At 67.9% G+C, this 25,670-nt stretch carries 26 protein-coding genes; 16 read left to right on the top strand and 10 right to left on the bottom strand.

What is annotated here, in order from left to right; all coding sequences use genetic code 11:
- Positions 1–4: 4 nt before the first annotated feature.
- Positions 5–2,086, bottom strand: coding sequence for a transglycosylase SLT domain-containing protein (locus VI08_RS12985; protein ID WP_045830023.1), 2,082 nt, complete (start codon positions 2,084–2,086; stop codon positions 5–7).
- Between the two features lie 144 nt (positions 2,087–2,230).
- Here VI08_RS12985 and VI08_RS12980 point away from each other — a divergent pair, with 144 nt between their 5' ends.
- The gene (locus tag VI08_RS12980; protein ID WP_045830022.1) at positions 2,231–3,868 is read left to right on the top strand and encodes a glycosyl hydrolase family 17 protein; all 1,638 of its coding nucleotides are present in this window, start codon (positions 2,231–2,233) and stop codon (positions 3,866–3,868) included.
- Here VI08_RS12980 and VI08_RS12975 read toward each other — a convergent pair.
- The 5 genes from VI08_RS12975 to VI08_RS12955 all read right to left on the bottom strand — a co-directional run bounded on the left by VI08_RS12975 (position 3,854) and on the right by VI08_RS12955 (position 7,621).
- Entirely contained in the window at positions 3,854–4,234 is a 381-nt protein-coding gene (locus VI08_RS12975) for a hypothetical protein (RefSeq protein WP_045830021.1), read from the bottom strand. The genes VI08_RS12980 and VI08_RS12975 overlap by 15 nt on opposite strands.
- Before the next feature lie 8 nt (positions 4,235–4,242).
- Complete coding sequence (locus VI08_RS12970; protein WP_045830020.1) at positions 4,243–5,052, bottom strand: endonuclease/exonuclease/phosphatase family protein; 810 nt, start codon at positions 5,050–5,052, stop codon at positions 4,243–4,245.
- Positions 5,053–5,134: 82 nt separating this feature from the next.
- The gene (locus VI08_RS12965) at positions 5,135–5,827 is read right to left on the bottom strand and encodes a thiol:disulfide interchange protein DsbA/DsbL (RefSeq protein WP_045830019.1); all 693 of its coding nucleotides are present in this window, start codon (positions 5,825–5,827) and stop codon (positions 5,135–5,137) included.
- A gap of 27 nt (positions 5,828–5,854) precedes the next feature.
- Positions 5,855–6,751: a thiol:disulfide interchange protein DsbA/DsbL gene (locus VI08_RS22390; protein WP_052697900.1), complete on the bottom strand. Its 897-nt coding sequence runs from the start codon at positions 6,749–6,751 to the stop codon at positions 5,855–5,857.
- A gap of 78 nt (positions 6,752–6,829) precedes the next feature.
- Positions 6,830–7,621, bottom strand: coding sequence for a c-type cytochrome (locus tag VI08_RS12955; protein ID WP_084621491.1), 792 nt, complete (start codon positions 7,619–7,621; stop codon positions 6,830–6,832).
- A 202-nt stretch (positions 7,622–7,823) separates the two neighbouring features.
- Between VI08_RS12955 and yihA the strand changes: the two genes are divergently transcribed.
- Complete coding sequence (gene yihA, locus VI08_RS12950) at positions 7,824–8,468, top strand: ribosome biogenesis GTP-binding protein YihA/YsxC (protein WP_045830018.1); 645 nt, start codon at positions 7,824–7,826, stop codon at positions 8,466–8,468.
- 83 nt (positions 8,469–8,551) lie between these two features.
- On the opposite strand, the gene VI08_RS12945 is transcribed toward yihA, so the two are convergent.
- Positions 8,552–9,040, bottom strand: coding sequence for a GAF domain-containing protein (locus VI08_RS12945; protein ID WP_045830017.1), 489 nt, complete (start codon positions 9,038–9,040; stop codon positions 8,552–8,554).
- Between the two features lie 75 nt (positions 9,041–9,115).
- Between VI08_RS12945 and bioD the strand changes: the two genes are divergently transcribed.
- The 3 genes from bioD (at position 9,116) to dcp (ending at position 12,552) form a co-directional block, all read left to right on the top strand.
- On the top strand, positions 9,116–9,787 hold the full coding sequence (bioD, locus tag VI08_RS12940) for a dethiobiotin synthase (RefSeq protein ID WP_045830016.1): 672 nt from the start codon (positions 9,116–9,118) through the stop codon (positions 9,785–9,787).
- Positions 9,788–9,824: 37 nt separating this feature from the next.
- A complete protein-coding gene (locus VI08_RS12935) occupies positions 9,825–10,163 on the top strand; it encodes a hypothetical protein (protein ID WP_045830015.1) in 339 nt (112 codons plus the stop codon).
- A 199-nt stretch (positions 10,164–10,362) separates the two neighbouring features.
- On the top strand, positions 10,363–12,552 hold the full coding sequence (dcp, locus tag VI08_RS12930) for a peptidyl-dipeptidase Dcp (protein ID WP_045830014.1): 2,190 nt from the start codon (positions 10,363–10,365) through the stop codon (positions 12,550–12,552).
- Between the two features lie 100 nt (positions 12,553–12,652).
- Here dcp and VI08_RS12925 read toward each other — a convergent pair whose 3' ends face one another.
- Both VI08_RS12925 and putA read right to left on the bottom strand, forming a co-directional pair.
- Positions 12,653–13,255: a hypothetical protein gene (locus VI08_RS12925; RefSeq protein WP_045830013.1), complete on the bottom strand. Its 603-nt coding sequence runs from the start codon at positions 13,253–13,255 to the stop codon at positions 12,653–12,655.
- A 223-nt stretch (positions 13,256–13,478) separates the two neighbouring features.
- Complete coding sequence (putA, locus tag VI08_RS12920; protein WP_045830012.1) at positions 13,479–16,631, bottom strand: bifunctional proline dehydrogenase/L-glutamate gamma-semialdehyde dehydrogenase PutA; 3,153 nt, start codon at positions 16,629–16,631, stop codon at positions 13,479–13,481.
- 244 nt (positions 16,632–16,875) lie between these two features.
- Between putA and VI08_RS12915 the strand changes: the two genes are divergently transcribed.
- The 7 genes from VI08_RS12915 (at position 16,876) to nadS (ending at position 21,860) form a co-directional block, all read left to right on the top strand.
- Positions 16,876–17,382: a DUF2244 domain-containing protein gene (locus VI08_RS12915; protein ID WP_428992147.1), complete on the top strand. Its 507-nt coding sequence runs from the start codon at positions 16,876–16,878 to the stop codon at positions 17,380–17,382.
- Between the two features lie 73 nt (positions 17,383–17,455).
- Positions 17,456–18,304 carry a cytochrome c oxidase subunit II gene (coxB, locus tag VI08_RS12910; RefSeq protein WP_428992149.1) on the top strand — a complete coding sequence of 283 codons (849 nt, stop codon included), beginning with the start codon at positions 17,456–17,458 and terminating at the stop codon, positions 18,302–18,304.
- 34 nt (positions 18,305–18,338) lie between these two features.
- Positions 18,339–19,955, top strand: a complete 1,617-nt coding sequence (ctaD, locus tag VI08_RS12905; RefSeq protein WP_045830010.1) for a cytochrome c oxidase subunit I — start codon at positions 18,339–18,341, stop codon at positions 19,953–19,955.
- A gap of 3 nt (positions 19,956–19,958) precedes the next feature.
- Positions 19,959–20,084 (top strand): hypothetical protein, encoded by a 126-nt coding sequence (locus tag VI08_RS22385; RefSeq protein ID WP_269745842.1) that lies wholly within the window; start codon positions 19,959–19,961, stop codon positions 20,082–20,084.
- A 32-nt stretch (positions 20,085–20,116) separates the two neighbouring features.
- Positions 20,117–21,007, top strand: coding sequence for a cytochrome c oxidase subunit 3 (locus tag VI08_RS12900; protein ID WP_045830009.1), 891 nt, complete (start codon positions 20,117–20,119; stop codon positions 21,005–21,007).
- Between the two features lie 245 nt (positions 21,008–21,252).
- On the top strand, positions 21,253–21,576 hold the full coding sequence (locus VI08_RS12895; RefSeq protein WP_045830028.1) for a type II toxin-antitoxin system RelE/ParE family toxin: 324 nt from the start codon (positions 21,253–21,255) through the stop codon (positions 21,574–21,576).
- Complete coding sequence (gene nadS / locus VI08_RS12890) at positions 21,573–21,860, top strand: NadS family protein (protein ID WP_045830008.1); 288 nt, start codon at positions 21,573–21,575, stop codon at positions 21,858–21,860. The genes VI08_RS12895 and nadS overlap by 4 nt, the downstream gene beginning before the upstream one ends.
- 108 nt (positions 21,861–21,968) lie before the next feature.
- Here nadS and VI08_RS12885 read toward each other — a convergent pair whose 3' ends face one another.
- A complete protein-coding gene (locus tag VI08_RS12885; protein WP_045830007.1) occupies positions 21,969–22,205 on the bottom strand; it encodes a twin transmembrane helix small protein in 237 nt (78 codons plus the stop codon).
- A gap of 41 nt (positions 22,206–22,246) precedes the next feature.
- Here VI08_RS12885 and VI08_RS12880 point away from each other — a divergent pair, with 41 nt between their 5' ends.
- The 4 genes from VI08_RS12880 to cyoE are packed head-to-tail and all read left to right on the top strand — an operon-like array spanning position 22,247 to position 25,597.
- Positions 22,247–22,981, top strand: coding sequence for an SURF1 family protein (locus VI08_RS12880; RefSeq protein ID WP_045830006.1), 735 nt, complete (start codon positions 22,247–22,249; stop codon positions 22,979–22,981).
- Positions 22,978–23,538, top strand: coding sequence for a hypothetical protein (locus tag VI08_RS12875; protein ID WP_045830005.1), 561 nt, complete (start codon positions 22,978–22,980; stop codon positions 23,536–23,538). The genes VI08_RS12880 and VI08_RS12875 overlap by 4 nt, the downstream gene beginning before the upstream one ends.
- Entirely contained in the window at positions 23,538–24,683 is a 1,146-nt protein-coding gene (locus tag VI08_RS12870) for a COX15/CtaA family protein (protein ID WP_045830004.1), read from the top strand. The genes VI08_RS12875 and VI08_RS12870 overlap by 1 nt, the downstream gene beginning before the upstream one ends.
- 17 nt (positions 24,684–24,700) lie before the next feature.
- The gene (gene cyoE, locus VI08_RS12865; RefSeq protein WP_428992148.1) at positions 24,701–25,597 is read left to right on the top strand and encodes a heme o synthase; all 897 of its coding nucleotides are present in this window, start codon (positions 24,701–24,703) and stop codon (positions 25,595–25,597) included.
- Positions 25,598–25,670: the final 73 nt, after the last annotated feature.

The following is a 25,670-nucleotide window of genomic DNA, read 5'->3' as shown; positions in this document are numbered from 1 at the left end:
GGCGCTAGCGTTGGGGATCCTGCGCCGCGGCGGGCGCCGACGAGGCGGCGGCCGGCGCGGGTTCAAGCACGGCCGGCGCGCTCTGCGGCGCGGCCTTCGCCGCCGTCGGCGCGGGGCAGGTGACGGGCTTGCGCACCGCGCCCGCGCCGGGCAGCACGTAGGTCGAGCCGATGCGCGTCATGCGCGAGCTGAGCGGCAACGCGTTGCCGTTGAGGCGCCAGTCGTAGATGACCGCGAAGGCCATCACGCGCGCCACGTATTCGCGTGTTTCCTTGTAGGGGATGCTGGCGACGAACAGTTCGGGATCGAGCGAGCCGCGCGCCGCCACCCACTGGTCGACCTTGTAGGGGCCGGCGTTGTACGCGGCGCTGGCGAGCCAGGGCGCGCCGTTGAAACGCTGCGCCATCTCCGCCAAGTAGCGGGTGCCGAGCACGATGTTGGTGGTGGGTTCGTACAGGCTGTCGCCGCCGGCCCAGCCGAGGCCGTTCTTCCGTGCCGTGTTGGCGCCGGTGCCAGGCAACAGCTGCATCAGGCCGCGTGCATCGGCGCCCGAGCGCGCATCGCTCATCCACGCGCTCTCGGCGCGGATGATGGCATACGCCCACGGGGCTTCGATGCCGGCCTGCGACGACTGCTCCACCACGCCATCCTGGCGGGCAAGCGGGAAACGCTGCTCGTACAGGCGCAGCGCATCGCCCGACGAGAGGGTGAACACCGCGCGGTCGTACCAGCCCTTGCGGAACGCGAGGTCGGCGGCGAGGCGTTGCGTGTCGGCGTCGCGGCCACTCAACGCGGCCGTCCATTCACGGCGTGCGAATTTCTGCAGGCCCACGGCGTAGAGTTCGAACGCGCGGTCGAGGCCCGGCTCGTTCAGCAGGGCGGCTTCGCGCGCCTCGTCCGTCGCCATGGTGGTGGGGCAGATGGCATAGCCCGTGTTGAGCTTGTCGGCGGCCATGAAGCCGAAGTACGTGGCCTCCTGCGACACCGAACGGAACGCGCTGGCGGCTTCGGCCTGGCGGCCCAGGTGGGCGAGCACCACGGCACGGAAGTAGCGCCATTCGCCATCATCCTTCTGCGTGGTGCCCAGCGCATCGAGCGCGGCCAGCGCCGCCGTCCAGTCCTGGCGGGCCAGCGCCACGCGCACGCGCCACTCGCGCGTAGCGTCGGTCTGCGCGCCGGGCGGCAAGGCCGCGAGGCGGTCGAGCGCGTTCTCGTCGAAATCGGTGGCGTGGAACAGGGCGATGGCGTTCTGGATGGCGCCACGCTGCTGCTCGGTCAGCGCGAAGCGCGAGCCGAGCTGTGCCCACGCGGCGTCGGCCGCCGACGACTGCTTGCGCGCCAGCCGCTGCAGCGCGGCCGTGACCGCCTGGCGGTGGCGTGGCGTATCGGGCCACGTCGCGGCATCGCGGACGGCCGTGGCCGGGTCGTTGAGCGCCTGCGCCAGGTGCTGGCCGGCGGCCATGTCCTCGGGCGAAAGCCACGCGGCGAGCGAGGCCACGGTGCCGCCCTTGCCGGCATCGGCCGCCACGTCGATGCGCGACCACAGGCGGTCGTTGGTGAGCAGGCCCTGGTCGTGCGCGGCGGCGATGACCGGGTCGCAACTGTTGGGCAGGCTCGCCCGTTTCCACAGCTCGGCCATGTCGGTTTCGAACACGAGCTTCTCGCCGCGCGAGAGCCTGGCCTGCAGGTTGAAACACGTGAGCGAATCGCCCAGGCCCGGCTGGTACATGGCGGTGAACGAGGCCCAGTCCTTGCGCCGCGCCAGTTCGCCCAGGAAATCGCGGCGCAGGTCGGCGGCGGGGATCAGGCCGGGGTTGCGGCGCAGGTAATCCTGCACGCGTGCGCTGTCGAGCGTGCGCAGGTCGTGTTCCAGCGCGGCGGCCTCGATGTACGGGTAGATCGAGTACCCCTCGAGCCCGCTGGCCTGGGCGCGCCATGCGTCGCCGCCCTGTTGCGAGGCCGTGGCGTAGGCCTGGCGGAAGCGCGCGCGCTGGGCGTCGGTGCCTTCGGCCCGGCCAGCCGGGCTGGCACCCAGGGCACAGGCGGCGAGGAGGAGGCCGGCCAGGCGGCGGAACGCAGGGACCATCGGGATTCCTTTACGTAAACGTCCGCGTCATTGTAAGGGAAGGACGTGCGCAGGCCGGATGAACGGTGGCTGGCGCGAACCATCGCGTGGAAGCGCCCGGGCCGCTAAGCTTGCGGGGTTTCCCCTGCGTTTTCATGGAACGGCATGCCGCCCCAAACCGCCCTCGCGCGATTCGCGCGTCCGCTCGCATGGATCGTCCTCGTCGCCGCCGCCGTGTTCGGTGCCGGCTACTGGTACCTCCTTGGCCGCCCGGTCGCCCTGCCGGATTCGCCCACGGCGAAGATCGCCTGCGTCTCGTACGCGCCGTTCCGCCTCAAGGGCGAGACGCCGTTCGACATCAACGCGGTGATCCCGCCCGAACGCATCGAGGCCGACCTGAAGGCGCTGTCGCAGCGGTTCGACTGCGTCCGCACCTACTCGATGGGGCAGGGCCTGGGCGCGGTGCCGGATATCGCCGGGCGCTACGGCATGAAGGTGCTGATGGGCATCTGGCTGGGCCGCGACCCGAAGGCCAACGAGCGCGAGGTGGCACTGGGCATCGCTGCGGCGAAGCGCGACCACGACACCTTGCGCGGCGTGGTGGTCGGCAACGAGGTCATGCTGCGTGGAGAACTTTCTGAGAAAGAGCTCGCCGGCTACATCAAGCGGGTGAACGACGCCACCGACGTGCCCGTCACCTACGCCGACGTGTGGGAGTTCTGGCTGAAGCACCCGGCGCTGGCCAAGGCCACCGATTACCTCACCATCCACATCCTGCCGTACTGGGAAGACGACCCGGTGGCGCCGGAGAAAGCGGTGCGGCACGTCGCCGACGTGTACCAGCGCATGAAGCACGAGTTCCCCGGCAAGGAAATCATGATCGGCGAAACGGGCTGGCCCAGCCAGGGCCGCACGCGCCAGTCCGCCAGCGCCAGCCTCGTCAACGAGGCGCGGTACATGCGCGATTTCCTCAACTACGCCGCCACGGTGGACATGCCCTACAACGTCATCGAAGCCTTCGACCAGCCGTGGAAGCGCGACCTCGAAGGCACGATGGGCGGCTACTGGGGCATCTTCGACGTGGATGCGAAGCCCAAGTTCGCCATGACCGGCCCCGTGGTGGAAGAACCACGCTGGGCCGGTGCCATCGGTATCGGCGCGCTCATGGCCGTCGCGTTCGTGGCGCTGGGCGCCATGGGCCGCCGCTGGCAGGGCGCGCGTGGCTGGGTGGCGCTGCTGCTCGCCGGTTTCGCCACGGGCACCGCGCTGGCCGCGCACGCGCGCCTGCTGCTGTTCGCCTGCCGCGACAACCTCGAGTGGGCCGTGGGCATCGTCGTCGGCGTGCTCGCGCTGTTCACCGCGGTGTCGCTGGCCAAGGCCATCGCCTCACGCCTGGCGGCACCCGTGAACCTTGCCGCTACCGCGCCGCCGCCGGTGGAGCGCCGCCGGCTAGGCGTCGCTTACTCCGATGCCTTTACGCCGCAGCGTTTCTTCTGGATGTTCGTCCTCGGCCTGTGGGCCGTGCTGATGGTGTTCAACGGCCGCTACCGCGATTTCCCCATCGGGCTGTTCGCGGTGCCGTGCATCGGCTTCTTCCTGCTGTGGCTGCTGCGCACCCGCGAGGACGTGCTGATGCCGCTGGTGGAGGAGCGCGTGCTCGCGCTCGTCATCGCCGTGCTGGGCGTGGCGGTGGTGGTGCAGGAAACCGGTGCGAACGTGGTGTCGTGGGGCTGGATGCTGCTCGGCTTCGCCATGGCGGTGCCGGTGCTGGCCACCTGGCGGCGCGCATCACGCCGCCGCTAGGGTTTCCCGGCCATCGGCCTGCACGCGCGCCAGGCGCAGCACGCCGATGAGCAAGGCCAGCGCGCCGCCCTCGTAGCAGTACAGCTGCAGGGCGATGACGCCCAGGCAGGCCGCCAGCGTGGCGATGCCCACGTGGCGCCACGCCACCGCGAGCAGCGCGGCCGCGATGGCCACGTAGCCATAGGTGTAGGTGAGGAAACCCTGCACGATGAGGTTGCGCGTGCCGCACCACCACGGGCCGCCCTGGCCATCGCACGCGTGCGCGGCGTCGGCCGGCTCGATGAAGCCGTAGCGGAGCAGGCTGGCGCCGAGGGCCACGATGACGATGGCAACCCACGGGAGCGCGGCGCGGAGGCTGGGTTTCATGGCGGGGTTTACCTTGTCGTGGCGGCGCGTGCCGCGGCCGCCAGGGCCACGGGCAGGCGGATCTCGGCGGCGAGTGGCAGATGATCGGAGAAAGCGCGTGGCAATGTCCACGTGCGCGCCAGCTCGATGTCGGCCGAGGTGAGGATGTGGTCGAGCATGCGGCGCGGCTTCCAGCTGGGGAAGGTGGGCGTCAGCGTGCGCGGCGGTTGCAGCGAGGTTTTCTCGAACAGCAGGCGCATCTCGGGGCTGTGCGGCTCGGTGTTCAGGTCGCCCATGAGCACCGCGTGCGGGTAGGGCGCCAGCAGCTCGGCGATGAAACCCAGCTGGCCCATGCGCGCGGCGGCGCCGAGCGAAAGGTGCGCGACGACCACGACCAGGCCATCGGTGCCTTCGCCAAAGCGGACGAACAGCGCGCCACGGCCCTTGATGCGGCCCGGCAGCGGGTAGTCGATGACCTCGCTGGGTTCGATGCGGCTGAGCAGGCCATTGGCCGAATGCGCGACGCGCACCATGGGCCGGTTCGGCTGGTGGCTCCAGAACGGCATGCCCGCCGCTTCGGCGATGTAGCGCGTCTGGTTGAGGAAGCCCGAGCGCAGGCTGCCCGCGTCGGCCTCCTGCAGGCCGACCACGTCGAACTCATGCAGTAATTCGGCCAGCGAATCGAGGTTGGCCAGCTTCGACGGGCCCGGCAGCACGGCGTTGACGCTGCGGGTGAAGTAATCGCTGTACCGCTGCACGCTGGCGCCGGCGAGGATGTTGCAGCTCAGGAGGCGCAGCGTGCGCTCGGCAGCAGGCAGGGCGTTGGGGGCGCGATTCATGGGGAGTGTGGGGTACTCGTTCGGCCACTGGGGCGCAGGATGCCCCCCGCCGCGTGAACGGGGGGCATCCGCCGCCGGCCGCTTACTTGCCGCCGTTGAGCTCGCGGTTCACCAGGAACTTGGCGATATCGTTGAGCTGGTCGAACGTCTTGATCTGGTTGCTGCGGTACTTGCCGTCGACGACCAGCGTGGGCGTGCCGTCGATGCCCCAGCCCTGGATGAGCTTCGAATCGGCGAGGATCTGCTGCTTCACCTCGTCGCCCGTGGCGATGGCCACGAACTTCGCGGCGTCGACGCCGTAGTACTGCTTGTACCAGTCGGCCAGTTCCTCGATGGTGCGCAGCGGGTAGTGGTCGGTGTGGATGGCCTTGAACAGCGCCGCGTGCGCGGCGGCCGGCACGTTGAGCTTCTTCGCCGCGTAGTAGGCCTGCGCATACGGCAGCCAGGCGTCGTTGAACGCGGCCGGCACGGCGTGGAACGTGACGCCCTTCGGCAGTTCCTTCTGCAGCTTCTCGGCGTACTCCTCGTAGTGGGCGCAGTGGATGCAGCCATACGAGAACACCTCGACCACCTCGACCTTGTCCTTCGGCGCGTAGCGGCCGGGGGTGGTGGTGGCGACGTACTCGGTGCCCTCGGTGAAGCTGGCGGCCGGCGCCGCGGTGGCCGCCGCGGCGGGCTCGCCCGCTGGCGCGCCCGTGCCGTTGCCGCTACCGCCCGCCGAGCAGGCCGTGGCCATGGCCATGCCAAGGACCAGGAAGGAAAGACGCTTGATCATCGAAATCTCCGTAGGGAAAGGCGCGGGTTACTTACCCGCGGCCTCCTTGCTGATGAGCCACTGGACGAGTTCCACCGACTGGGGGTAACCCCCCGCCGTGTTCGGGGTGAGGCGGTACTTGCCGTTCACCACGATGGTGGGCGTGCCTTCGACCTCGTACGCCTTGATCAGTTCATCGGCGCGCTTCATTTTCGTGTTGATGGTGAAGGAGTTGGCCGTGGCCACGAATTCGTCGGGCTTGACGCCGAACTTCTCGTAGAACTTGGCCACGTCTTCGATCTTCGGCCATGCCGACTCGGCCTTGGGCCGGTTGGTCTTCTGGTCCATGATGCCGAGCTCGCCGCTCTTGAACACCGCGTCGAACATGGCGTCGTGGCTCTGCTTGTCGACGCCGAACGCCTGCGCGGTGAGGTAGGCGCGCTGCAGCAGCGGCCAGTTTTCGTCGGGGCGGAACGCGGCCGGCGTATAGGTCATGACCGTGCCGCGCGGCAGCGCCTTGGCCATGTCATCGACCACGCTGTGGTACTGGAAGCAGGCCGGGCAGCCGTACGAGAACACCTCGGTGACCTCGATCTTGCCCGGGCTGCTGGTGGGCTGGACCGGGTCGATGCGGAAGTAATGCTTGCCCTCCACCCACTTGCCGTCGTCCACGAAGGGCTTGGGCGCCGGGCGGGTGTCGTTCGCGTCGTCGGCCGGGGCCGCGGGGGCGGCCGTTGCCGCGGCGGTGCCGGCGGTGGCCGGGGCGGCGGTATCGGCCGCGGTGGCGGCGGGCGCCGGGGCCGGCGTGGCGGGCGCGGTGGTCGCGGCGGCCGGCGCGGTGGCCGCCGGGGCGGGGGTGCTGGCGGGGGCGGAATCGTTGTTGCCGCCGCCGCAGGCGGCGAGGCCGATCAGCGTGGCGCAGAGCAGGGGAAGGCGCAGGCGCATCTGGGGGTGTCCTTATCTCGCGTTCTTAAAAGACAAACGGGCCCGGAGGCCCGTTCGATCCATCCAACTTTAACGCCTTCACGGCCCCGCGGGGGCGGCGGCCTGCTCCGGGGTGTTGGCGTGGAGGCCCTCGAGGTAGCTGGCGACGGCGGCGATATCCTTGTCGTCGAGCTTCTGGGCGATGGGCATCATGATCTTCGTGTGCGGGTCGTCCGATGGGCCGCTGGCTTCCTTCCAGGCCTTCAGGCGCGACTCGACGTACTTGCTGTGCTGGCTGGTGAGGCGCGGGTACTGCGCGCCCGGGTTGCCGGCACCGTCGGGGCCGTGGCAGGCCATGCAGGCAGGGATGCCGCGGGCGGTATCGCCCTGGCGGTAGAGGGTTTCGCCCTGCTCGACGAGGGCCTGGTCGGCCACGCCCGGCAGCGGGGCCTTGGTGGCGAAATAGGCGCCGATGTCGTGCATGTCCTGTTCGCTCAGCGGCTCGGCGAAGCCCGCCATGATGGCGTTCTGGCGCTTGCCCGACTTGAACTGGGTGAGCTGGCCGACGATGTATTGCTCGCTCTGGCCGGCCAGGCGGGGGTATTGCGGGTCGGTGCTGTTGCCGTCGAGGCCATGGCAGGCGCCGCAGGCCGCGGCCTTGCCCTGGCCGGTGGCGGCGTCGCCGGGCTTGGCCGTGCCGGCCGGGCTGGCGTTGGCCGCCACGGTGGGCGTCTCGGCCCTGGGCATGCCAGGCGTGGCGGTATCGGTGGCGGGGTTCGCCCCGGGCTTCGCGGCCGTGGCGGCAGCGGCGGGGGCTGGCGTGGACGCCGGCTTGGCTGGGCTTGCGGTTTGGGCGACTGCGGCGCCCATCATCAGGAACATCGCAGTCATGGCAGCGGCGGCGTGCCGAAACGTCATGGGTTTCTCCACAAAGGGTTACTTCCGGACTGGGCGCGCACCCTGCCGCGCCTCATTCAAACGATTATGAATGGCCCGCCGACGAACGGTCAAACCTTGGCCCCGGGCGGCGCCACGCCACATCGCATACACTGCCGGGCCTTCGTTTCCACTGCCCGCGGGCGGGCCAGGTCCCATGTCGTCGAATGTGCTGAACGGCGCGAGCTTCACCCTCGCCGCCAACGAAATCACCCAGCTGCCCTACGACACGGGCGCCGAAGTGGCCTTCGCGGGCCGTTCCAACGCGGGCAAGTCGAGCGCGCTCAACGCCCTCACCGGCCACAACGGCCTCGCCCGCACGTCCAAGACGCCGGGCCGCACCCAGCTCATGGTGGTGTTCGACCTGCCGCCGCTGAAGCGCGAGGGCGGCGAGCCGCTGCAGGCCCGCCTGGTCGACCTGCCGGGTTACGGCTACGCCAAGGTGCCCGAGGCCATGCGCGAGCACTGGCGCCGCGAGATCGACGCCTACCTGAAGATGCGCCGCAGCCTGCGCGGCATCGTGCTCATCGTCGATATCCGCCACGAGCTGAAGGATTTCGACCGCACCATGATCGAATTCTGCGCGGCCACCGAGCTGCCTTGCCACGTGCTGATGACCAAGGCCGACAAGATCTCCCGCGGCCAGGCCTCCAAGGCGCTCGAGGCGCTGCGCAAGGAGTTCCGCGTCAACAAGGTGCCCGGCACCGTGCAGATGTTCTCGTCGCTGGCCAAGACGGGCGTGGAAGAAGCCCGCGCGCGCATCGTCGAGCTGCTGCACACGCCCCGCCCGCACGAACTCTAAAGCTGTTGTAGGAGCCCACCCCTGTGGGCGACAGCTCTTCGCGAAAAGCTGTCGCCCACGGAGTGGGCTCCTACAGATCCCGGCTAGCCCAGCGTCTTCATGAAGGCCGCGCAGAGCGCCTCCATGCCGCGCTGGTCCTCTTCGTCGAAGCGGCCCGTGAGCGGGCTGTCGACATCCCACACGCCGAACAGGCTGCCGTCGGCACGGAAGAGGGGCACCACCACTTCGGAGTTCGAGGCGGCGTCGCAGGCGATGTGGCCCTCGAACGCGTGGACATCGCGCACCAGCTGGGTCTGGCCCGTCTGCGCCGCGGTGCCGCAGACGCCGCGGCCCAGCGCGATGCGGATGCAGGCCGGCTTGCCCTGGAAGGGGCCCACCACCAGCTCGTCGCCGTCGAAGAGATAGAAGCCGGCCCAGTTCAGGTCGGGCAGCACGTCGAACACCAGCGCGGCGAAATTGGCCGCGTTGGCGATCATGTTGGTTTCGCCGTGCATCAGGCCCGCCGCCTGCTCCGCCAGCTCGGCGTAGAGGGTGGCCTTGTCGTCGGTGGCGATCGCCCGGGCTTCGTACATGGCAGGTCCTGCATCAACGGGGTGGGGAAGCCGTGTATGGTGCCACGTCCCCGCTTCCGCAAGGCTGCCTTTCCCATGCCGCGACACCTCTTCGTGGCCGGTACCGATACCGGCATCGGCAAGACCCATGGGGCCCAGGCCCTCGTACACGCGTTTCGCCAGGCGGGCGAGCGGGTGGCCGGCATGAAGCCGGTCGCCAGCGGCTCGGCGCGCACCCGCGAGGGCCTGCGCAACCAGGATGCCCTCGACCTGCAGGCCGCCAGCGCGCCCCCGCCGCCGTATGCCCTGGTCAATCCGTTGTCGCTGGAGGCGGCGGTATCGCCCCACCTCGCCGCGGCCCAGGAGGGCGTGGCCGTGGGCTGGGAGCCGCTGGATGCCGCCTTCGAGGCGTTGCGGCGCGACTACGACAGGGTGGTGGTCGAGGGCGTGGGCGGCTGGATGGTGCCCTTGTCCGGCACGCTCTCCGCCGAGCAGATACCCCAGCGCTGGAACTTGCCGGTGGTGATGGTGGTGGGCATCCGCCTCGGCTGCATCAGCCACGCCCGGCTCACCGCGCGGGCCATCGAGGCCGACGGCTGCCGCCTCGCCGGCTGGGTCGCCAACCTGGTGGAGCCCGACATGCTGATGCGCGACGAAAACGTCGACACGTTGCGCCGCCTGCTGCCGGCGCCCTGCCTCGGCGTGCTGCCGTGGCGCGTGGGCCCCGCCGACGCGGCGGCCCTGCTCGATCTCGCGCCCCTCGCCTGACGGCCCCTTCACGGCCCCGGCCGTAAACGAGTAACCCATGACCACGTACTTTCTTTCGGTAAAAGACATCGCGAAGGCGAAGGGCCCGGATCCCGAGCTCTCGTTCGAAGGCATCGGCCCGGAAAAGCTGGCGGCGGATATCGCCGACGCCATGCGCAGCGACAGCCTGTTCCAGCGCTGGCGCGCCAAGCAGCCCGACCCGGATGAGGTGGACCCGAGCCTGGGTGCCACTGACGCTAGTGCCACCGCCACGGGCGAGCTGTCGCCGGGCGATCGCCACGACGTGAAGCTCACCACCAGCCTGCCCATGCGCCTGGTCAAGCATCGTTTGAATCTTCTCATCGGCAACAGCTGGGAACTCCGCGACACCCGGTAGGAGCCCATCCCATGGGCGACATCTTCTAGCGACGACGCATCGGGCCCTGAACCGCGACGCGAAAAGATGTCGCCCACAGTGTGGGCTCCTACCTTGCGATGCAGCAGAATCGCGTAGTACCTGTGGCGGTTGTCCCCGGCGGCCCGCCACGGCTAGAGTCCCGGCTTTGCACACGCACACGCCAGGGGTCAGCCTGTCCATGAAGGTACGCACGCTCGTGATCGCCACTTCGATCGCCCTCACCACCGCCTGCTCGTCGTCGAACGACGCCGACAAGGCCGCCGCGCCCTCGCCGGCGCCCGCCAGCACGGCCCCGGCCGCCGCCGGCACCGCCGCGGCCGCGCCCGCCGCGCACGAGAACCCGCTGCTCACCCAGAGCACGCTGCCGTTCCAGGCGCCGCCCTTCGACAAGATCAAGGACGCCGACTTCCAGCCGGCCATCGAAGAAGGCATGAAGCAGGAGCTGGCCGAGGTCGAGGCCATCGCCAACTCGGCGGACGAGCCCACCTTCGACAACACCATCGTGGCGCTGGAGAAATCCGGCGTGCTGCTCACCCGTGCGCAGATGGTCTTTGGCGCCCTCACCGGCGCGAATACCAACGATACGCTGCAGAAGGTGGAAGAGGACGAGGCGCCGAAGCTCGCCGAGCACAGCGACGCCATCTACCTCAACGACAAGCTCTTCAAGCGCATCGAGTCGCTGTACACCAAGCGCGAGTCGCTGAACCTCGACCCGGAATCGAAGCGCCTGCTCGAAGTGAAGTACCAGGATTTCGTGCACGCCGGCGCCAAGCTCTTCGATGCCGACAAGACCCGCCTGAAGGAAATCAACAAGGAAGAATCCACGCTCAGCACGCAGTTCACCAACAAGCTGCTGGCCGCCACCAAGGCCGCCGCGCTGGTGGTCGACGACAAGCAGGCGCTCGACGGCCTGTCCGACGCCGACATCGCTGCCGCCGCCGACGCCGCGAAGGGCCGCGGCATGGAAGGCAAGTATGTCATCCCGCTGCAGAACACCACGCAGCAGCCCGAGCTGCAGCCAATGAACGACCGCGCCACGCGCGAGAAGCTGTTCAAGGCCTCGTGGGAGCGCGCCGAGCACAACAATGCCAACGACACCCGCGATACGGCCGCCCGCATCGCCCAGCTGCGCGCCGAGCGCGCCAAGCTTCTGGGCTTCAAGAACTACGCCGCGTGGAAGCTCGACGACCAGATGGCGAAGACGCCCGAAGCCGCCGAGAAGTTCATGGAGCGCCTGGTGCCGGCCGCCGTGGCGCGTGCCAAATCCGAGTCGAAAGATATCCAGGACGTGATCGACCAGGAGAAGGGCGGTTTCCAGGTGCAGGCCTGGGACTGGGATCACTACGCCGAGAAGGTGCGCAAGGCCAAGTACGATCTCGACGAAAGCCAGGTGCGCCCGTACTTCGAGCTGGATAACGTGCTGCAGAACGGCGTGTTCTACGCGGCCAACCAGCTCTACGGCATCACCTTCAAGGAGCGCAAGGATATCCCCGTCTACACGCCCGACGTGCGCGTGTTCGAGGTGTTCGACAAGGACGGCACCTCCATGGCGCTGTTCTATTGCGATTACTTCAAGCGCGACAACAAGAACGGCGGCGCGTGGATGGATAACCTGGTGGGCCAGTCGCACCTGATGGGCACCAAGCCCGTCGTGTTCAACGTGGCCAACTTCACCAAGCCCGCAGCCGGCCAGCCGGCGCTGCTCTCGTGGGATGACGTCACGACCATGTTCCACGAGTTCGGCCACGCGCTGCACGGCATGTTCTCGAACGCGAAGTACCCCTCGCTGTCGGGCGCCAACACCGCGCGCGATTTCGTCGAGTTCCCGTCGCAGTTCAACGAGCAGTGGGCCTCCGATCCGAAGGTCTTCGCTAACTTCGCCAAGAACTACAAGACCGGCGAGCCAATGCCCGCCGAGCTGGTGGCCAAGATCAAGAAGGCCTCGAGCTTCAACCAGGGCTACGCCATGAGCGAGCTCATCTCCGCCGCGCTGCTCGACATGCAGTGGCACATGCTGCCGGCCGACGCGCCGAAGCAGGACGTTGACAAGTTCGAAGCCGATGCGCTGAAGAAGGTGGGCTTCACCATGGTGCAGGTGCCGCCGCGCTACCGCAGCAGCTATTTCCAGCATATCTGGGGCAACGGCTACGCCGCCGGTTACTACGCCTACCTGTGGACGCAGATGCTCGATTCCGACGCGTTCCAGTGGTTCAAGGAACACGGCGGCCTCACCCGCGAAAACGGCGACATCTTCCGCGACAAGATCCTCTCGCGCGGCAACACCGTGGAGCTGGGCAAGCTCTACCGCGATTTCCGCGGCAAGGAGCCGAGCATCGAGCCGATGCTGAAAGACCGCGGCCTCAAATAAGCACCACCCGGGGCCCCGCAAGGGGCCCCACTTCTATGGCCGCAACCGTAGTGCACGCCAATCCTCCTGTGGGAGCGCGCTTGCGCGCGATACCCCCGCCTCAAGGCTCCAGGACAAGGCTCTCAATGCAGAGCGTCCCCCCGCGCCACACCATCCCCTGCAATTCGTTGAGGTGCCGCGCACTGTATTGCAGCGTGGTCCAGAACCCCGCGTCACCCTGCGCGCCGGCTTCCCGCGGGCGGGTAAAGCTGAAGGTGCGCACCTCCGCGAAATCGCCATGCTGGAGGAAGCCGATGTGCGCATCGGCGGTGATCGCACCAACGCCAAGCCGGCAGGTGACCGTGCCGTAGGCGTGGCGGAACAGGATCATGCAATCGTTGTGCCGGCCCCGCACGCCCGTGAGCACGCAGCGATCGCCTTCTTCGTTGTCGGGGCAACCTACGCGCAGCGTGGATTCGCCCGCGATGATGATCATCTCGCCAAACGCACGCACGCCGCCGGCGGGGATGAGGTTGAACGGCGCGTGGCGGAAATCCAGGGCCTGGATGTGCGTGCCGAGCGCACCCGCCGGCTGCGCAAGATACGAAAGGATCGAGGGATCCTGCGCCAGGCGCCGGTGGCGGAACTTCTGCAGTGGCGGGGATGAAACGCGAGGGATGCGCTGCTTCACGGGAACAGCGTGCACGGTACTGGCCGACAGCATGTCGGGTCCTCCGGTGGGCGGGAGAGAACGCCAGGTACCGGCCGGCGCGTGGGTCAGGCAGAGCGTGCTGCAGGCAAGCGCGCAAACGCAATATCACTTTCGCCCTAGGGAATTTTTCTTAACGGGGATGCGTTTTTCCCACCCATCGTGACGCGTCCTGACCACGAAAAAAGCCGCGCCTGTTGCCAGGCGCGGCTTCCATGCCCCGCGTTGTCTTCGCGGTTTACTCGCCGATCGTCAACAGCGACGCATTGCCACCCGCGGCCGTGGTGTTGATGGTGAGCGTGCGCTCGCCCGCGAAGCGCAGCAGGTAGTGCGGGCCGCCGGCCTTCGGGCCGGTGCCGCTCAGGCCTTCGCCGCCGAACGGCTGCACGCCGACCACCGCGCCGATCTGGTTGCGGTTGACGTAGCAGTTGCCCACCTTCGCGCGCGACGAGATGTAGTCGATCGTGTCGTCGATGCGGCTGTGGATGCCGAGCGTAAGGCCGAAGCCCGTGGCGTTGATCTGCTCGACCACCTTGGCAAGGTCGGCGCCCTTCCAGCGGATGACGTGCAGCACCGGGCCGAAGATCTCGCGGGTGAGCGTCTCCAGCGACGGGATCTCGTACGCGCGCGGCGCGAAGAACGTGCCGTTGGCCGTCTCGGCCGGCAGGGCCACTTCGCCAATCTTCTTCGCCTCGCGGTCCATGCGGGCCGCGTGGTCGACGAGGATCTGGCGGGCGTCTTCGTCGATGACCGGGCCGACATCGGTGGAGAGCAGGCCCGGGTCGCCCACCTTCAGTTCCGCCATGGCGCCGGCGAGCATGCCGATGACCTTGTCGGCGATGTCTTCCTGCACGAACAGGATGCGCGCGGCCGAGCAGCGCTGGCCGGCCGACTGGAACGCCGAGTTGATGACGTCCTTGACGATCTGCTCGGGCAGGGCGGAGGAGTCGGCGATCATCGCGTTCTGGCCGCCGGTCTCGGCGATAAGCGCGGCGATGGGGGCGTTGCGGGCGGCGAGGGCGCGGTTGATGGCCCACGCCGTATCGGTGGAGCCGGTGAAGGCCACGCCGGCCACGCGCGGATCGCGGGTGAGGGCGGCGCCGACGGTGGCGCCATCGCCCGGCAGGAACTGCAGCACATCGGTGGGCACGCCCGCCGCGTGCAGCAGCTTCACGGCGGCATGGCCGATCAACGCGGTCTGCTCGGCCGGCTTGGCGATGACGGCGTTGCCGGCAGCCAGCGCCGCGGCCACCTGGCCGAGGAAGATGGCCAGCGGGAAGTTCCACGGGCTGATGCAGACGAACACGCCGCGGCCGTTGAGGAACAGCTGGTTGCTCTCGCCGGTGGGGCCAGGCAGCTGCTCGGGCTGGCCGAACAGGCGGCGCGCCATGGTGGCGTAGTAGCGGAGGAAGTCCGCGGCCTCGCGGATTTCCGCGATGGCGTCGGGCAGACTCTTGCCGGCCTCGCGCACGCACATGGCGATGAACTCGGCGCGGTGGTGCTCCAGCTGCTCGGCGGCGTGCTCGAGGATGGCGGCGCGGCTGGCGGCCGGCAGGCGGTCCCAGCCCGGCTGGGCGGCGACGCCGGCGCGCAGCGCCTGGTCGACCAGGCCCTCGGAGGCGTTTTCCACCGTGCCGATGATGCGGCGGCGATCGGACGGGTCGGTGACCTCCACGCGGGTGCCACCGGTGGCGCCACCGGCGACGAGCGGGGCGGCCGCCCACGGGCCCGAGTGGCGGTTGACGGCGTCGGCGAGCTCGTTCAGCTCGTTGTCGTTAGCGAAGTTCATGCCCATGGAGTTCTTCCGGAGTTCGCCGTACAGGTTGACCGGCAGGGGAATGCGGGGGTGCGGGATGGAGGCGAAGGCGCGCACGATTTCGCACGGGTCGGCGACGAGGTCGCGGACCGGCACGCTTTCGTCCACCACGCGGTTGACGAAGCTGGTGTTGGCGCCGTTCTCGAGCAGGCGGCGCACCAGGTAGGGCAGCAGATCCTCGTGCGTGCCCACCGGCGCGTAGACGCGGCAGGGCACGTTGAGCTTGTCCTTGCCGATGACCTCGGCGTAGAGGTCGGCGCCCATGCCGTGCAGGCGCTGGTTCTCGTACGGCCGGCCCTTCGCGATGTGGTGGATCGCGGCGATGGTATGGGCGTTGTGCGTGGCGAACTGCGGGTAGACCAGGTCGCTGCCCGCGTTGAACAGGCGGTGGGCGCAGGCCAGGTAGCTGACGTCGGTGTTGGGCTTGCGCGTGTACACCGGGTAGCCCGACAGGCCGTTTTCCTGCGAACGCTTGATCTCGGCGTCCCAGTAGGCACCCTTCACCAGGCGCACGAACCAGCGGCGGCCGGTTGCGCGGGCCTTCTCCACCACCCAGTCGATGACGAACGGCGCGCGCTTCTGGTAGGCCTGGATGACGATGCCCAGGCCGTTCCAGCCCTCGAGCGAGGGGTGGGCGAACACATCGCCGATGATGTCGAGCGAGAGCTCGAGGCGATCGGTCTCCTCGGCGTCCACCGAGAGGGCGATGCCGTTCTTGTAGGCCAGCTGCGACAGCTCGAGCAGCTTCGCGCCCAGCTCGGTGCGGGCGCGGGCGCGGTTGCCCACCTCGTAGCGCGGGTGCAGCGCCGAGAGCTTCACCGAGATGGACGGCGCCTCGACGTTGCTGGTGAACGGGCCACGGGCGCCCAGGGCGTTGATGGCGTCGCGGTAATCCTGCTGGTAGCGCTCGGCCGTGGCCTGGGTGAGCGCCGATTCGCCGAGCATGTCGTACGAATAGCGGAACACCGAGTGCTCCTTCTCCTCGGAGCGGTCGAGCGCCTCCTTGATGGTGCGGCCCATGACGAACTGGTGGCCCATGATGCGCATGGCCTGGCGCACGGCCAGGCGCACCACCGGCTCGCCCGCGCGGCCGACGAGGCGGCGCAGGGCGGAGCTGAAGTCGTGGCGGGTCTCCTCGGCCAGGTTCACCAGGTGGCCGGTGAGCATGAGGCCCCAGGTGGAGGCGTTGACGAACAGCGACTCGCTGCGGCCCAGGTGCTTCTTCCAGTCGGCATCGCCCAGCTTGTCGCGGATGAGCTTGTCGGCCGTGGCCTTGTCGGGGATGCGGAGCAGGGCCTCGGCCACGCACATGAGCAGCACGCCCTCCTCGGAGGAGAGATCGTACTGGCGCATGAAGGATTCGACGGCGCTCTGGTCCTTGGCCCGGGCGCGGACTCGGGTGACCAGGCCGGCCGCCACGTCGATGACGTGCTCGCGCTCGGTGGGCGGCAGGGTGGCCTGGGCCAGGAGGTCGTTGACGGCCTCGGTTTCGTCGCGCAGCCATGCGGCGGTGATGCGCGCGCGCGCCGGCTCGGCACCGGTGGGGAGTTCGGGACTGAGGATGGACGGGTTCACGGGGGCTATTGGGGGGTGGGGAGACTGCGCATTGTAAGGGAGGGTGGGGGTTCTTGCGTGGTGCGCTGCGGGGTGGGGTGCCTATCCCGTGAAGAGTGAAGCGTCAATCGTCAGGTTAAGCCGGCGCGTGGCGGGGGTTGAGCGCCGTCAAGCACTTACGATTCACGCTTGACGCTTCACGGGCGGCGGCGCCCCAGCGCCGCACCCGTCCTTGCCGCATCATCGCCGCCGCCCTATGATCCCAATGTTCCAGGCACGCCGGATTTCCATGATCGTGCTTCGACCGACCGTCGCGGGTCACCCGCGCGTGTTGTGGCTGCGGCCCAACCGTGCGCTGGACAAGCGCGGCCTGCGTCGGCTGATCATCGGTCTTGCGGTGTTGGCCCTGGCGATCGCCACGCTCGGCGCATGGCAGGGGAATGTCTTCGCCCCCGTCTTCGCGCTGCTCGAGGCGTTCGCCATGGGGTTCGCGCTTGGCGCGGCCTGGCGGGCCGGCGACAGGGGTGAACGCATTGCCATTGGCCCGGATACGCTCGAGGTGCGGCAGCTACCCGGTCGACGGGTGCGCCGTTTCCAGACATATTGGTTGCGCATCGGGCTGGCGCCGGGGGCAGGTCGCCAGCGGCTCCTGATCACATCGCACGGCAACGAGCTCGAAATCGGCGCCTTCCTTGGGGAAGAGGAAAGGGCCGAGGTGTCAAGGAAACTCATGGTGCTTCTGTCCGAGGTCATGGATCAGTCGCGCAGGTAGGTTCAACAAAGGTGCAAACATGACATCTGGCGGCATCGGACGATTGGTTTCGGCGTGGACGGCAGGCGTGGCAATGGCCCTTTCGGGCGGGGTGGCGATGGCCAACCCGGAGCCCGACCAGCTCAACATGACCAAGGGCGCGGCGGAGTGGTCGCCCTACGGCATGCACATGGTGGCGCTATGGGTCTGCGTCGTCATCGGCATCGTGGTGTTCGGCGCCATGTTCGTGGCGATGTTCCGCTTCCGTAAGTCGCGCGGCGCCGTGGCCGAGAAGTGGTCGCACAGCACGAAGCTCGAGATCGTCTGGACGGTCATCCCCGTCATCATCCTCATCTTCCTGGCCAAGCTGGCCACGGGCGGCCTCACCTCGTTCGCCGACACCACCGGCTCGGAGATGACCATCAAGGTCACCGGCTACCAGTGGAAGTGGCGCTACGACTACGTCGAGTACAAGGGCAAGCCGGTCGACCGGGTCGGCTTCATGTCGAAGCTGGAAGAAAGCTCCGACCGCACCCGCCAGCTCAAGTCGAACCTCGACCCCGACAAGATCCAGGTCGACGGCTACAAGACCTACCTGCTCGATGTCGACAAGCCGCTCGTCGTCCCGGTGGGCACAAAGATCCGCTTCATCATCGTCGGCGGCGACGTCATCCACTCTTGGTGGGTGCCGGCGCTGGGCTGGAAGATGGACGCCATCCCGGGCATCGCCAACTCGGCGTGGACCAAGCTCAAGGAGCCTGGTGTCTACCGCGGCCAGTGCGCCGAGCTGTGCGGCCAGGACCACGGCTTCATGCCGATCGTGGTCAAGGCCGTGCCCAAGGCGGAATTCGACCAGTGGCTGGCCACCCAGCAGGACGAGGCGAAGGTGCAGCAGGCTGCGCAGACCGCCCAGGCCAATCCCGCCACGGCCCCCCAGGGCTGATCCCGTACAAGTCCAAGGTAGAGGTGCAAGGCCCATGGCGAACGCAGCCACCCACGACCACCACGATCACGCGCACCACGCGCCGCAGGGGTTCTTCCAGCGCTGGGTGATGTCCACGAACCACAAGGACATCGGCACGCTGTACCTCATTTTCTCGCTGACGATGTTCTTCATCGGCGGCGCCTTCGCGATGGTTATCCGCGCGGAGCTGTTCAAGCCGGGCATGCAGCTCGTGCAGCCGTATTTCTTCAATGAAATGACGACGATGCACGCGCTGGTCATGATCTTCGGCGCCATCATGCCCTCGTTCGTGGGCCTGGCGAACTGGATGATCCCGCTCATGGTCGGCGCGCCGGACATGGCGCTGCCGCGCATGAACAACCTCTCGTTCTGGATCATGCCCTTCGCCTTCACCCTGCTGCTGGGCACGCTGTTCATGCCGGGCGGCGGCCCCGCCGGTGGCTGGACCATGTACCCGCCGCTGTCGCTGCAGGGCGAGTCCATCGCCTACGTGGTGTTCGCGGTCCACCTGATGGGTATCAGCTCCATCATGGGCGCCATCAACATCATCGCCACCATCCTCAACATGCGTGCCCCGGGCATGGATCTGCTGAAGATGCCGGTGTTCGTGTGGAGCTGGCTGATCACGGCGTTCCTGCTCATCGCGGTGATGCCGGTGCTGGCGGGCGCGGTCACCATGCTGCTCACCGACAAGTACTTCCACACCAACTTCTTCAACGCCGCCGGCGGCGGCGACCCGGTGCTGTACCAGCACATCTTCTGGTTCTTCGGGCACCCCGAGGTGTACATCATGATCCTGCCGGCGTTCGGGATCATCTCGGAGATCATCCCCACCTTCGCCCGCAAGCCGATCTTCGGCTACCGCGCCATGGTGTTCGCCATCGCCTCCATCGCCTTCCTCTCGTTCATCGTCTGGGCGCACCACATGTTCGCCGTGGGCCTGCCGATGGGCGCCGAGATCTTCTTCATGTACGCCACCATGCTCATCGCGGTGCCGACGGGCGTGAAGGTGTTCAACTGGGTGAGCACGATGTGGGGCGGCTCGATGACCTTCGAGACGCCGATGCTGTTCTCCATCGCGTTCGTCATCCTGTTCACCATCGGCGGCTTCTCCGGCCTCATGCTGGCGCTGGCCCCGGCCGACTTCCAGTACCACGATACCTACTTCGTGGTGGCGCACTTCCATTACGTGCTGGTCACCGGTGCCGCCTTCTCGATCATGGCCGCCGCGTACTACTGGCTGCCGAAGTGGTCGGGCCACATGTACAACGAGACCTGGGGCAAGATTCATTTCTGGTCCAGCGTCATCTCGGTGAACGTGTTGTTCTTCCCGCAGCACTTCCTGGGCCTGGCCGGCATGCCGCGCCGCATCCCCGATTACAACGTGGCCTTCGCCAACTTCAACATGATCAGCTCCATCGGCGGCTTCTGGTTCGGCGCCTCGCAGCTGATCTTCCTGGGCGTGGTGGTGCATTGCGTGTTCTTCTCGAAGAAGAAGGCGGCCGACCGCTCGTGGGAAGGTGCCAAGGGCCTCGAGTGGACCGTGCCGTCGCCGGCGCCCCACCACACCTTCGACGTGCCGCCGGTCATCCATGACGATGAGCTGGCCCACGGCAATACCGACCACTGATCGATGAACGCCATGGTCGACAACGAACTCGATGAGCGGCGCAAGCGCGCCCGCCGCACCGCGCTGATCGCGGGCGGCGTGGCGCTCGGCATCTTCATCCTGTCGATCGTGCAGATGTTGAAGCTGTAACGGCCAACAAGCGACTTCCACGGGAAACCAGCATGGGTCACCAGCAACACGACGCTTACTTCGTACCGGCCAAGAGCCAGTGGCCCATCGTGGCCGCCGTCTCCATGTTCGTCACCGTTTTCGGTGCCGCGCACTGGCTGAACGCCGAGCCGGGCGATTCGGGCTTTGGCAAGGTCGCCTTCCTCATCGGCGTGCTGATGATCTTCGGCATGTTCTTCGGCTGGTTCCGCTCGGTCATCCACGAGTCGATGGCCGGCAGCTACAACAGCCAGGTCGATCGCTCGTTCCGCATGGGCATGATGTGGTTCATCTTCTCCGAGGTGATGTTCTTCGGGGCGTTCTTCGGCGCGCTGTTCTACGCCCGCATCTTCTCGGTGCCCTGGCTGGGCGGCGAAGGCCATGGCGTGCTCACCCACCAGTTCGTGTGGGAGAACTACAGCGCGGCGTGGGGTGCGTCCGGTGGCGGCGGCCCCGACAAGATCGGCGGCTCGTTCCACACCATCGCGGCGTGGGGCCTCCCGCTGCTGAACACACTGATCCTGCTGTCGTCGGGCGTCACCATCACCATCGCGCACCATGCGCTGAAGGCCGGCCACCGCAAGGCGTTGCTCATCGGCCTGGGCGCCACCGTGCTGCTGGGCTGCACGTTCCTGTTCTGCCAGGCCCACGAATACGCCGAAGCCTACGAGCACTTCAACCTCACGCTGGGCAGCGGTGTCTACGGCGCCACGTTCTTCATGCTCACCGGTTTCCACGGCATGCATGTCACCCTGGGCACGATCATGCTGGCCATCATCTGGCTGCGTTGCGCCAAGGGCCACTTTTCGAAGGACGACCACTTCGGCTTCGAAGCCGTCGCGTGGTACTGGCACTTCGTCGACGTGGTGTGGCTGGCGCTGTTCCTGTTTGTCTACGTGCTCTGATCGCACCCAGCCCTGGTCGCACCGAAACCCGCCGCAAGGCGGGTTTTTTTTGGCGCCGGGGTGACGTGTTGGCATAGGCCTACGTGTCGGCGTGGGCACGGGCGACTGTGGCGAACGCGCGATCTTCGCGAACCTGTTCCTGCCAGCGCACGGGGCGCTGTTTGCCAGGAGCCACCCATGAAAAAATTTGCCGAATGGAGGAGTGCGCCATTGACGTATATCAGTCAATGGCGTACTGTCCGCCCGTGGTCTTCGTAGAGACGCCGCTCTTCACCCGCCGGGTACGCGCGCTGCTTGGCGAAGACCAGTACACCCGGCTTCAGCATTTTCTCGCCGCGTACCCGGAGGCAGGCGATCTCATCGAGGGTACGGGTGGCCTCCGCAAGGTGCGGGTGGCCATGTCGAGCCGGGGCAAGAGCGGTGGCGCTCGCGCCATCTACTACCACTTCGTGGCGCAGTCGCGCATTGCCATGCTCCTGATCTACGCGAAGAACGAACGTGACGATCTCACGGCCGACCAGCGGACCACGTTGCGAAAAGTCGTCGAACATTGGAATCAACCGCCATGAGCAATTTCTTTGATGATCTCCTCGAGAGCGTGCAGCAGATGGATGAGATCCATCGTGGCAAGCGCGCGCCGTCCCGCGAGTTCGCGGTCGACCCGGCCACCATCAAGGCCATCCGTGAAGCCACCGGGCTTTCGCAGCCCAATTTCGCGAAGGTGCTTGATGTGGATGTCGGCACGCTGCGCAACTGGGAGCAGGGGCGGCGCGAGCCGACGGGGCCGGCGCGGGCCCTTCTGCGGGCGATCCGGAACGATCCGAAGAACGTCATGGCGGCCCTGGTGGGTTGAGGTTCGCCTTATCGCGCGCAAGCGCGCTCCTACAGGGACTTGAGCGAGGCGGTGGGGCCCTGCTGGCGCAGTTTGCCGCAGCGCGCCTTGGTAGCAGGAGGGAGCGGGTTAGAATTGGCCCACGTCGTGGGGGTGCAGCCACCCCATGAAGATGCCCAGCGCCACCATGGCGATGAGCAACAGGGAGAGGCCGATGCGGCGGGTGAGGGCCCATACGGTGCGCTTGCTCTGGCCCTTGTCGGTCATCATGAAGAACAGCGCCTGGCCCAGGTTGAACAGCACCACCAGCAGCAGGATCACCAGCGCGTATTTGTAGATGGTTTCCACGTGACCGTTCCGCCTCATTGCGACAATCCGAGTATAGCGGCGGCCACGCGGGGCTTTGCATGAGCTTCCTGCGGCGCCCGACGTGGTTCGCTGTCGCACTCACGGTGGCTGGCGTGCTGGTTTTCACGCGCCTGGGCGTGTGGCAGCTCCACCGCGCGGCCGAGAAGGACGAGCTCCTGCGGCGCTACGCCGCAGCCAGCGAGGCCCCGGCGGAGCCGTTCGATCGCGTCGCGGCCGCGCCCCCGGCCGATCGCTACCCCCGGGTGGACCTCGCCGGGGCGTTCCTGGCCGGGCACCGCTACATCCTCGATGACCAGGTCCGCGCCGGCCAGGCCGGGGTGCATGTCTACGCGCCGTTCCAGCCGCGTGGCGACAACCACGCCGTGCTGGTCGACCTGGGCTTCCTCCCGCGCGAGGCGGGCAGCCTGCCAAAGCTGCCGCCCGTGCCCACGGCGCAGACCACCCTGCGCGGCCTCTACGTGCCGCCACCGGGGGTCGGGGTGCGCCTGGGCGGCGATCGCCTGCCGGGGCAGCCGGGGCCCGACAAGACGCTTGTCTACATCGACCTGGGCGAGGTGGCCGCCGACCTGCACCACTCGCTGTATCCTCGCGTGCTGCTGCTCGACGCCGACCCGGCCACCATCTACGCCCGTGAGTGGACGCCTGCGGTGATGCCGCCGGCCCGGCATCGCGCCTATGCGTTCCAGTGGTTCACCTTCGCGGCCGCCGCGGTGGTGATCTTCATCCTCCTCCACCGCAACCGGCGGCCCCGCCCGCGCAACGAGAGCCCATGAGCGAACCGCAAGCCCAACCCGCCCGTTCGGGCCGCCTCAAGCTGGTGCTGATCATGCTGGTGTTCCTGGCGCCCATCGTCGCGGCTGGCCTGCTCACGGTCACGGGGTGGCAGCCGACCGGCAAGGGCAATGGCCAGCCGATCCTGCCCCAGCGCAGCTTCGAGGGTGTGCGCGTCGACGTGGGCGGCAAGCCATGGGCATGGCGCGACAGCGAGCCGCGCCTCACGCTGGTGGTGCTGCCCGGCCCCGCCTGCGCGGCCGGGTGCGTGAAGACGCTGGCGCTGGTGCGCAACGCGCGCATCGTGCTCAACCGCAATGCCGACCGCCTGCGCCTGCTGTACTCCGGCCCCGCGCCCACCGGCACCGATGCGCAGGCGGTCATGGCGGATTACGCCATCGGCACCGATACCACCGACGCGTTCGCGCCGTTCCGCCCGGCCACGCCGGATGCGGTCGCGGTCGTGCTCGTCGAATCCAATGCCACCGCGCTGGCCTGGTACCCCGCGGGCTTCGACCCGAACGGCCTGCGCAAGGATCTGCAGAAGGTGATCCGCTGATGCCACCCCGCGCCGTCAAAGCGCTGCGCACCCTTGCCCTGCTGGCCGCGTTGTTCGCGTTCTGCGTGGTGATGTTCGGTGCGTTCGTACGCCTTTCCAACGCCGGCCTCTCGTGCCCCGACTGGCCCACCTGCTACGGCAAGGTCACGTGGCCGGGCCATGCGCAGGATATCGCGCAGGCGAACCAGGCCTTCCCTGATCGTCCCTACGAAACGCACAAGGCGTGGCGCGAGCAGGTCCATCGCTTCCTCGCGGGCAGCCTCGGCGTCATGGTGCTGGCCATCGCATTGATCGCCGCGTGGCGCAGGCGATTCGCCGTCGGCGCCATCATCGTCTCGGCGGTGTTTGCCGCCGTCGGCGTCGTGATGTACATGCGCGGCGAGCACGTGGTGTCGTCGGCGCTTTCCGCGCTGGCCATCGCGCTGCCGCTGGTTGCCGCCGCGACGCTCGACCGCCCCGGCGCATGGCGCGTGGGCGTGGCCGCGCTCGCGGTCATCATCTTCCAAGCCATGCTCGGCATGTGGACGGTCACGCTGCTGGTGAAGCCCATCGTCGTCACGGGCCACCTCCTCGGCGGCCTTGCCACCTTCGGCCTGCTGGCGTGGGCCGCCTTGCGCTGGTGGCGCGTGGGCACGCTGGATGACCGCTTCGCCGCGCTGCGCACGCCCGTCGCCATCGGCATCGTCGTGCTCGTGTGCCAGATCACGCTGGGTGGCTGGACAAGCTCGAACTACGCCGCGCTGGCCTGTGGCATGGATTTCCCCAAGTGCCTCGGCCAGTGGTGGCCCGAGACCGATTTCCACGAAGCGTTCGTGCTTTGGCGCGGCATCGGCGTGAACTACGAAGGCGGCGTGCTCGACATGGCCGCGCGTAGCGCGATCCAGATGGCGCACCGCATCGGCGCCGGCGTCACCTTCGTTTACCTCGGCTGGCTGGCGCACAAGCTATCGCGCGCCGGGCTGCGCAAGCAGGGCATCGCCGTGGCCGTGGTGCTGGTCGTGCAGGTGCTGCTTGGCATCGGCAACGTGCATCTTGGCCTTCCCCTGCCGGTGGCCACCGCGCACAACGGCGTCGCCGCGCTGCTGCTTTTCACCCTGCTCGCGGCCCTGGCCAGCACGCAGCGCCTGCCACCGGAGGCCCCGTGACCAAGTTCAAGCAATACATGGAGCTGACCAAGCCGCGTGTCGTCGCGCTGCTGGTGTTTTGCGCCGTCATCGGCATGTTCCTGGCCGTGGACGCCGAGGGCAACCGCATGCTGCCCTCGTGGCAGGCCGGTATCTTCGGCACGCTGGGCATCTGGCTGGCCTCGGCCTCGGCGGCCGCGTTCAACCACCTTATCGACCAGCGCATCGACAAGCTCATGGCGCGCACCTCGCACCGGCCGCTGGCTACGGGTGAACTCACGCCCATGCAGGTGTTCGTGTTCGCGATGGCGCTCGGCATCGTGTCGATGCTGGTCCTGGTGTGCCTGGTAAACACGCTCACGGCGGTGCTCACGTTCTTCTCGCTCATCGGCTACGCGGTGATCTACACCGCCTACCTGAAGCGTGCCACGCCGCAGAACATCGTCATCGGTGGCCTGGCGGGCGCCGCGCCGCCCGTGCTCGGCTGGACGGCCGTCACCGGCTCGCTGCACCCCTACGCGCTGCAGTTGCTGCTCATCATCTTCGTGTGGACCCCGCCGCATTTCTGGGCGCTGGCCATCTTCCGCGTCGACGATTACTCGCGCGCCCAGGTGCCGATGCTGCCCGTGACGCATGGCGTGAAGTTCACGCGCTGGCACATCTTCTTCTACACCGTGCTGCTGTTCCTGGTCACGCTGCTGCCGTTCCTCACGGGCATGAGTGGCCTCATCTACCTCTTCGGCGCCGTGGTGCTGGGCATCGGCTTCCTGTGGTACGCCGTGCGCCTGTTCAACCCGCCGGACGACTTCTTCGCCATGAAGATGTTCAATTACTCCATCATCTACCTGATGGTGCTGTTCGCGTTCCTGCTGGCCGACCATTGGCTGGTGGAGCCGATGGTGCATTTGCCGGTGACGTTCGAGCCGATCGTTTGATGTGACTCCACCATCTGTGGGAGCGCGCTTGCGCGCGATCGCGCGCAAGTGAGGTGACCCCCAAAAGTTGGAC

Origin of the sequence: Luteibacter yeojuensis (genome assembly GCF_000964085.1) — a bacterium.
Lineage (GTDB): Bacteria > Pseudomonadota > Gammaproteobacteria > Xanthomonadales > Rhodanobacteraceae > Luteibacter > Luteibacter yeojuensis_A.
The sequence above is the reverse complement of the archived record's forward strand: the minus strand, read 5'-3'. Positions and strand labels throughout refer to the sequence as shown.

What these genes read in the sequence shown, in the direction of transcription:
- VI08_RS12985 (WP_045830023.1), bottom strand. Translation starts at nt 2,086, where the DNA reads ATGGTCCCTGCGTTCCGCCGCCTGGCCGGCCTCCTCCTCGCCGCCTGT.
- VI08_RS12980 (WP_045830022.1), top strand. Translation starts at nt 2,231, where the DNA reads ATGCCGCCCCAAACCGCCCTCGCGCGATTCGCGCGTCCGCTCGCATGG.
- VI08_RS12975 (WP_045830021.1), bottom strand. Translation starts at nt 4,234, where the DNA reads ATGAAACCCAGCCTCCGCGCCGCGCTCCCGTGGGTTGCCATCGTCATC.
- VI08_RS12970 (WP_045830020.1), bottom strand. Translation starts at nt 5,052, where the DNA reads ATGAATCGCGCCCCCAACGCCCTGCCTGCTGCCGAGCGCACGCTGCGC.
- VI08_RS12965 (WP_045830019.1), bottom strand. Translation starts at nt 5,827, where the DNA reads ATGATCAAGCGTCTTTCCTTCCTGGTCCTTGGCATGGCCATGGCCACG.
- VI08_RS22390 (WP_052697900.1), bottom strand. Translation starts at nt 6,751, where the DNA reads ATGCGCCTGCGCCTTCCCCTGCTCTGCGCCACGCTGATCGGCCTCGCC.
- VI08_RS12955 (WP_084621491.1), bottom strand. Translation starts at nt 7,621, where the DNA reads ATGACTGCGATGTTCCTGATGATGGGCGCCGCAGTCGCCCAAACCGCA.
- yihA (WP_045830018.1), top strand. Translation starts at nt 7,824, where the DNA reads ATGTCGTCGAATGTGCTGAACGGCGCGAGCTTCACCCTCGCCGCCAAC.
- VI08_RS12945 (WP_045830017.1), bottom strand. Translation starts at nt 9,040, where the DNA reads ATGTACGAAGCCCGGGCGATCGCCACCGACGACAAGGCCACCCTCTAC.
- bioD (WP_045830016.1), top strand. Translation starts at nt 9,116, where the DNA reads ATGCCGCGACACCTCTTCGTGGCCGGTACCGATACCGGCATCGGCAAG.
- VI08_RS12935 (WP_045830015.1), top strand. Translation starts at nt 9,825, where the DNA reads ATGACCACGTACTTTCTTTCGGTAAAAGACATCGCGAAGGCGAAGGGC.
- dcp (WP_045830014.1), top strand. Translation starts at nt 10,363, where the DNA reads ATGAAGGTACGCACGCTCGTGATCGCCACTTCGATCGCCCTCACCACC.
- VI08_RS12925 (WP_045830013.1), bottom strand. Translation starts at nt 13,255, where the DNA reads ATGCTGTCGGCCAGTACCGTGCACGCTGTTCCCGTGAAGCAGCGCATC.
- VI08_RS12915 (WP_428992147.1), top strand. Translation starts at nt 16,876, where the DNA reads ATGTTCCAGGCACGCCGGATTTCCATGATCGTGCTTCGACCGACCGTC.
- coxB (WP_428992149.1), top strand. Translation starts at nt 17,456, where the DNA reads ATGGCCCTTTCGGGCGGGGTGGCGATGGCCAACCCGGAGCCCGACCAG.
- ctaD (WP_045830010.1), top strand. Translation starts at nt 18,339, where the DNA reads ATGGCGAACGCAGCCACCCACGACCACCACGATCACGCGCACCACGCG.
- VI08_RS22385 (WP_269745842.1), top strand. Translation starts at nt 19,959, where the DNA reads ATGAACGCCATGGTCGACAACGAACTCGATGAGCGGCGCAAGCGCGCC.
- VI08_RS12900 (WP_045830009.1), top strand. Translation starts at nt 20,117, where the DNA reads ATGGGTCACCAGCAACACGACGCTTACTTCGTACCGGCCAAGAGCCAG.
- nadS (WP_045830008.1), top strand. Translation starts at nt 21,573, where the DNA reads ATGAGCAATTTCTTTGATGATCTCCTCGAGAGCGTGCAGCAGATGGAT.
- VI08_RS12885 (WP_045830007.1), bottom strand. Translation starts at nt 22,205, where the DNA reads ATGAGGCGGAACGGTCACGTGGAAACCATCTACAAATACGCGCTGGTG.
- VI08_RS12880 (WP_045830006.1), top strand. Translation starts at nt 22,247, where the DNA reads ATGAGCTTCCTGCGGCGCCCGACGTGGTTCGCTGTCGCACTCACGGTG.
- VI08_RS12875 (WP_045830005.1), top strand. Translation starts at nt 22,978, where the DNA reads ATGAGCGAACCGCAAGCCCAACCCGCCCGTTCGGGCCGCCTCAAGCTG.
- VI08_RS12870 (WP_045830004.1), top strand. Translation starts at nt 23,538, where the DNA reads ATGCCACCCCGCGCCGTCAAAGCGCTGCGCACCCTTGCCCTGCTGGCC.
- cyoE (WP_428992148.1), top strand. Translation starts at nt 24,701, where the DNA reads ATGGAGCTGACCAAGCCGCGTGTCGTCGCGCTGCTGGTGTTTTGCGCC.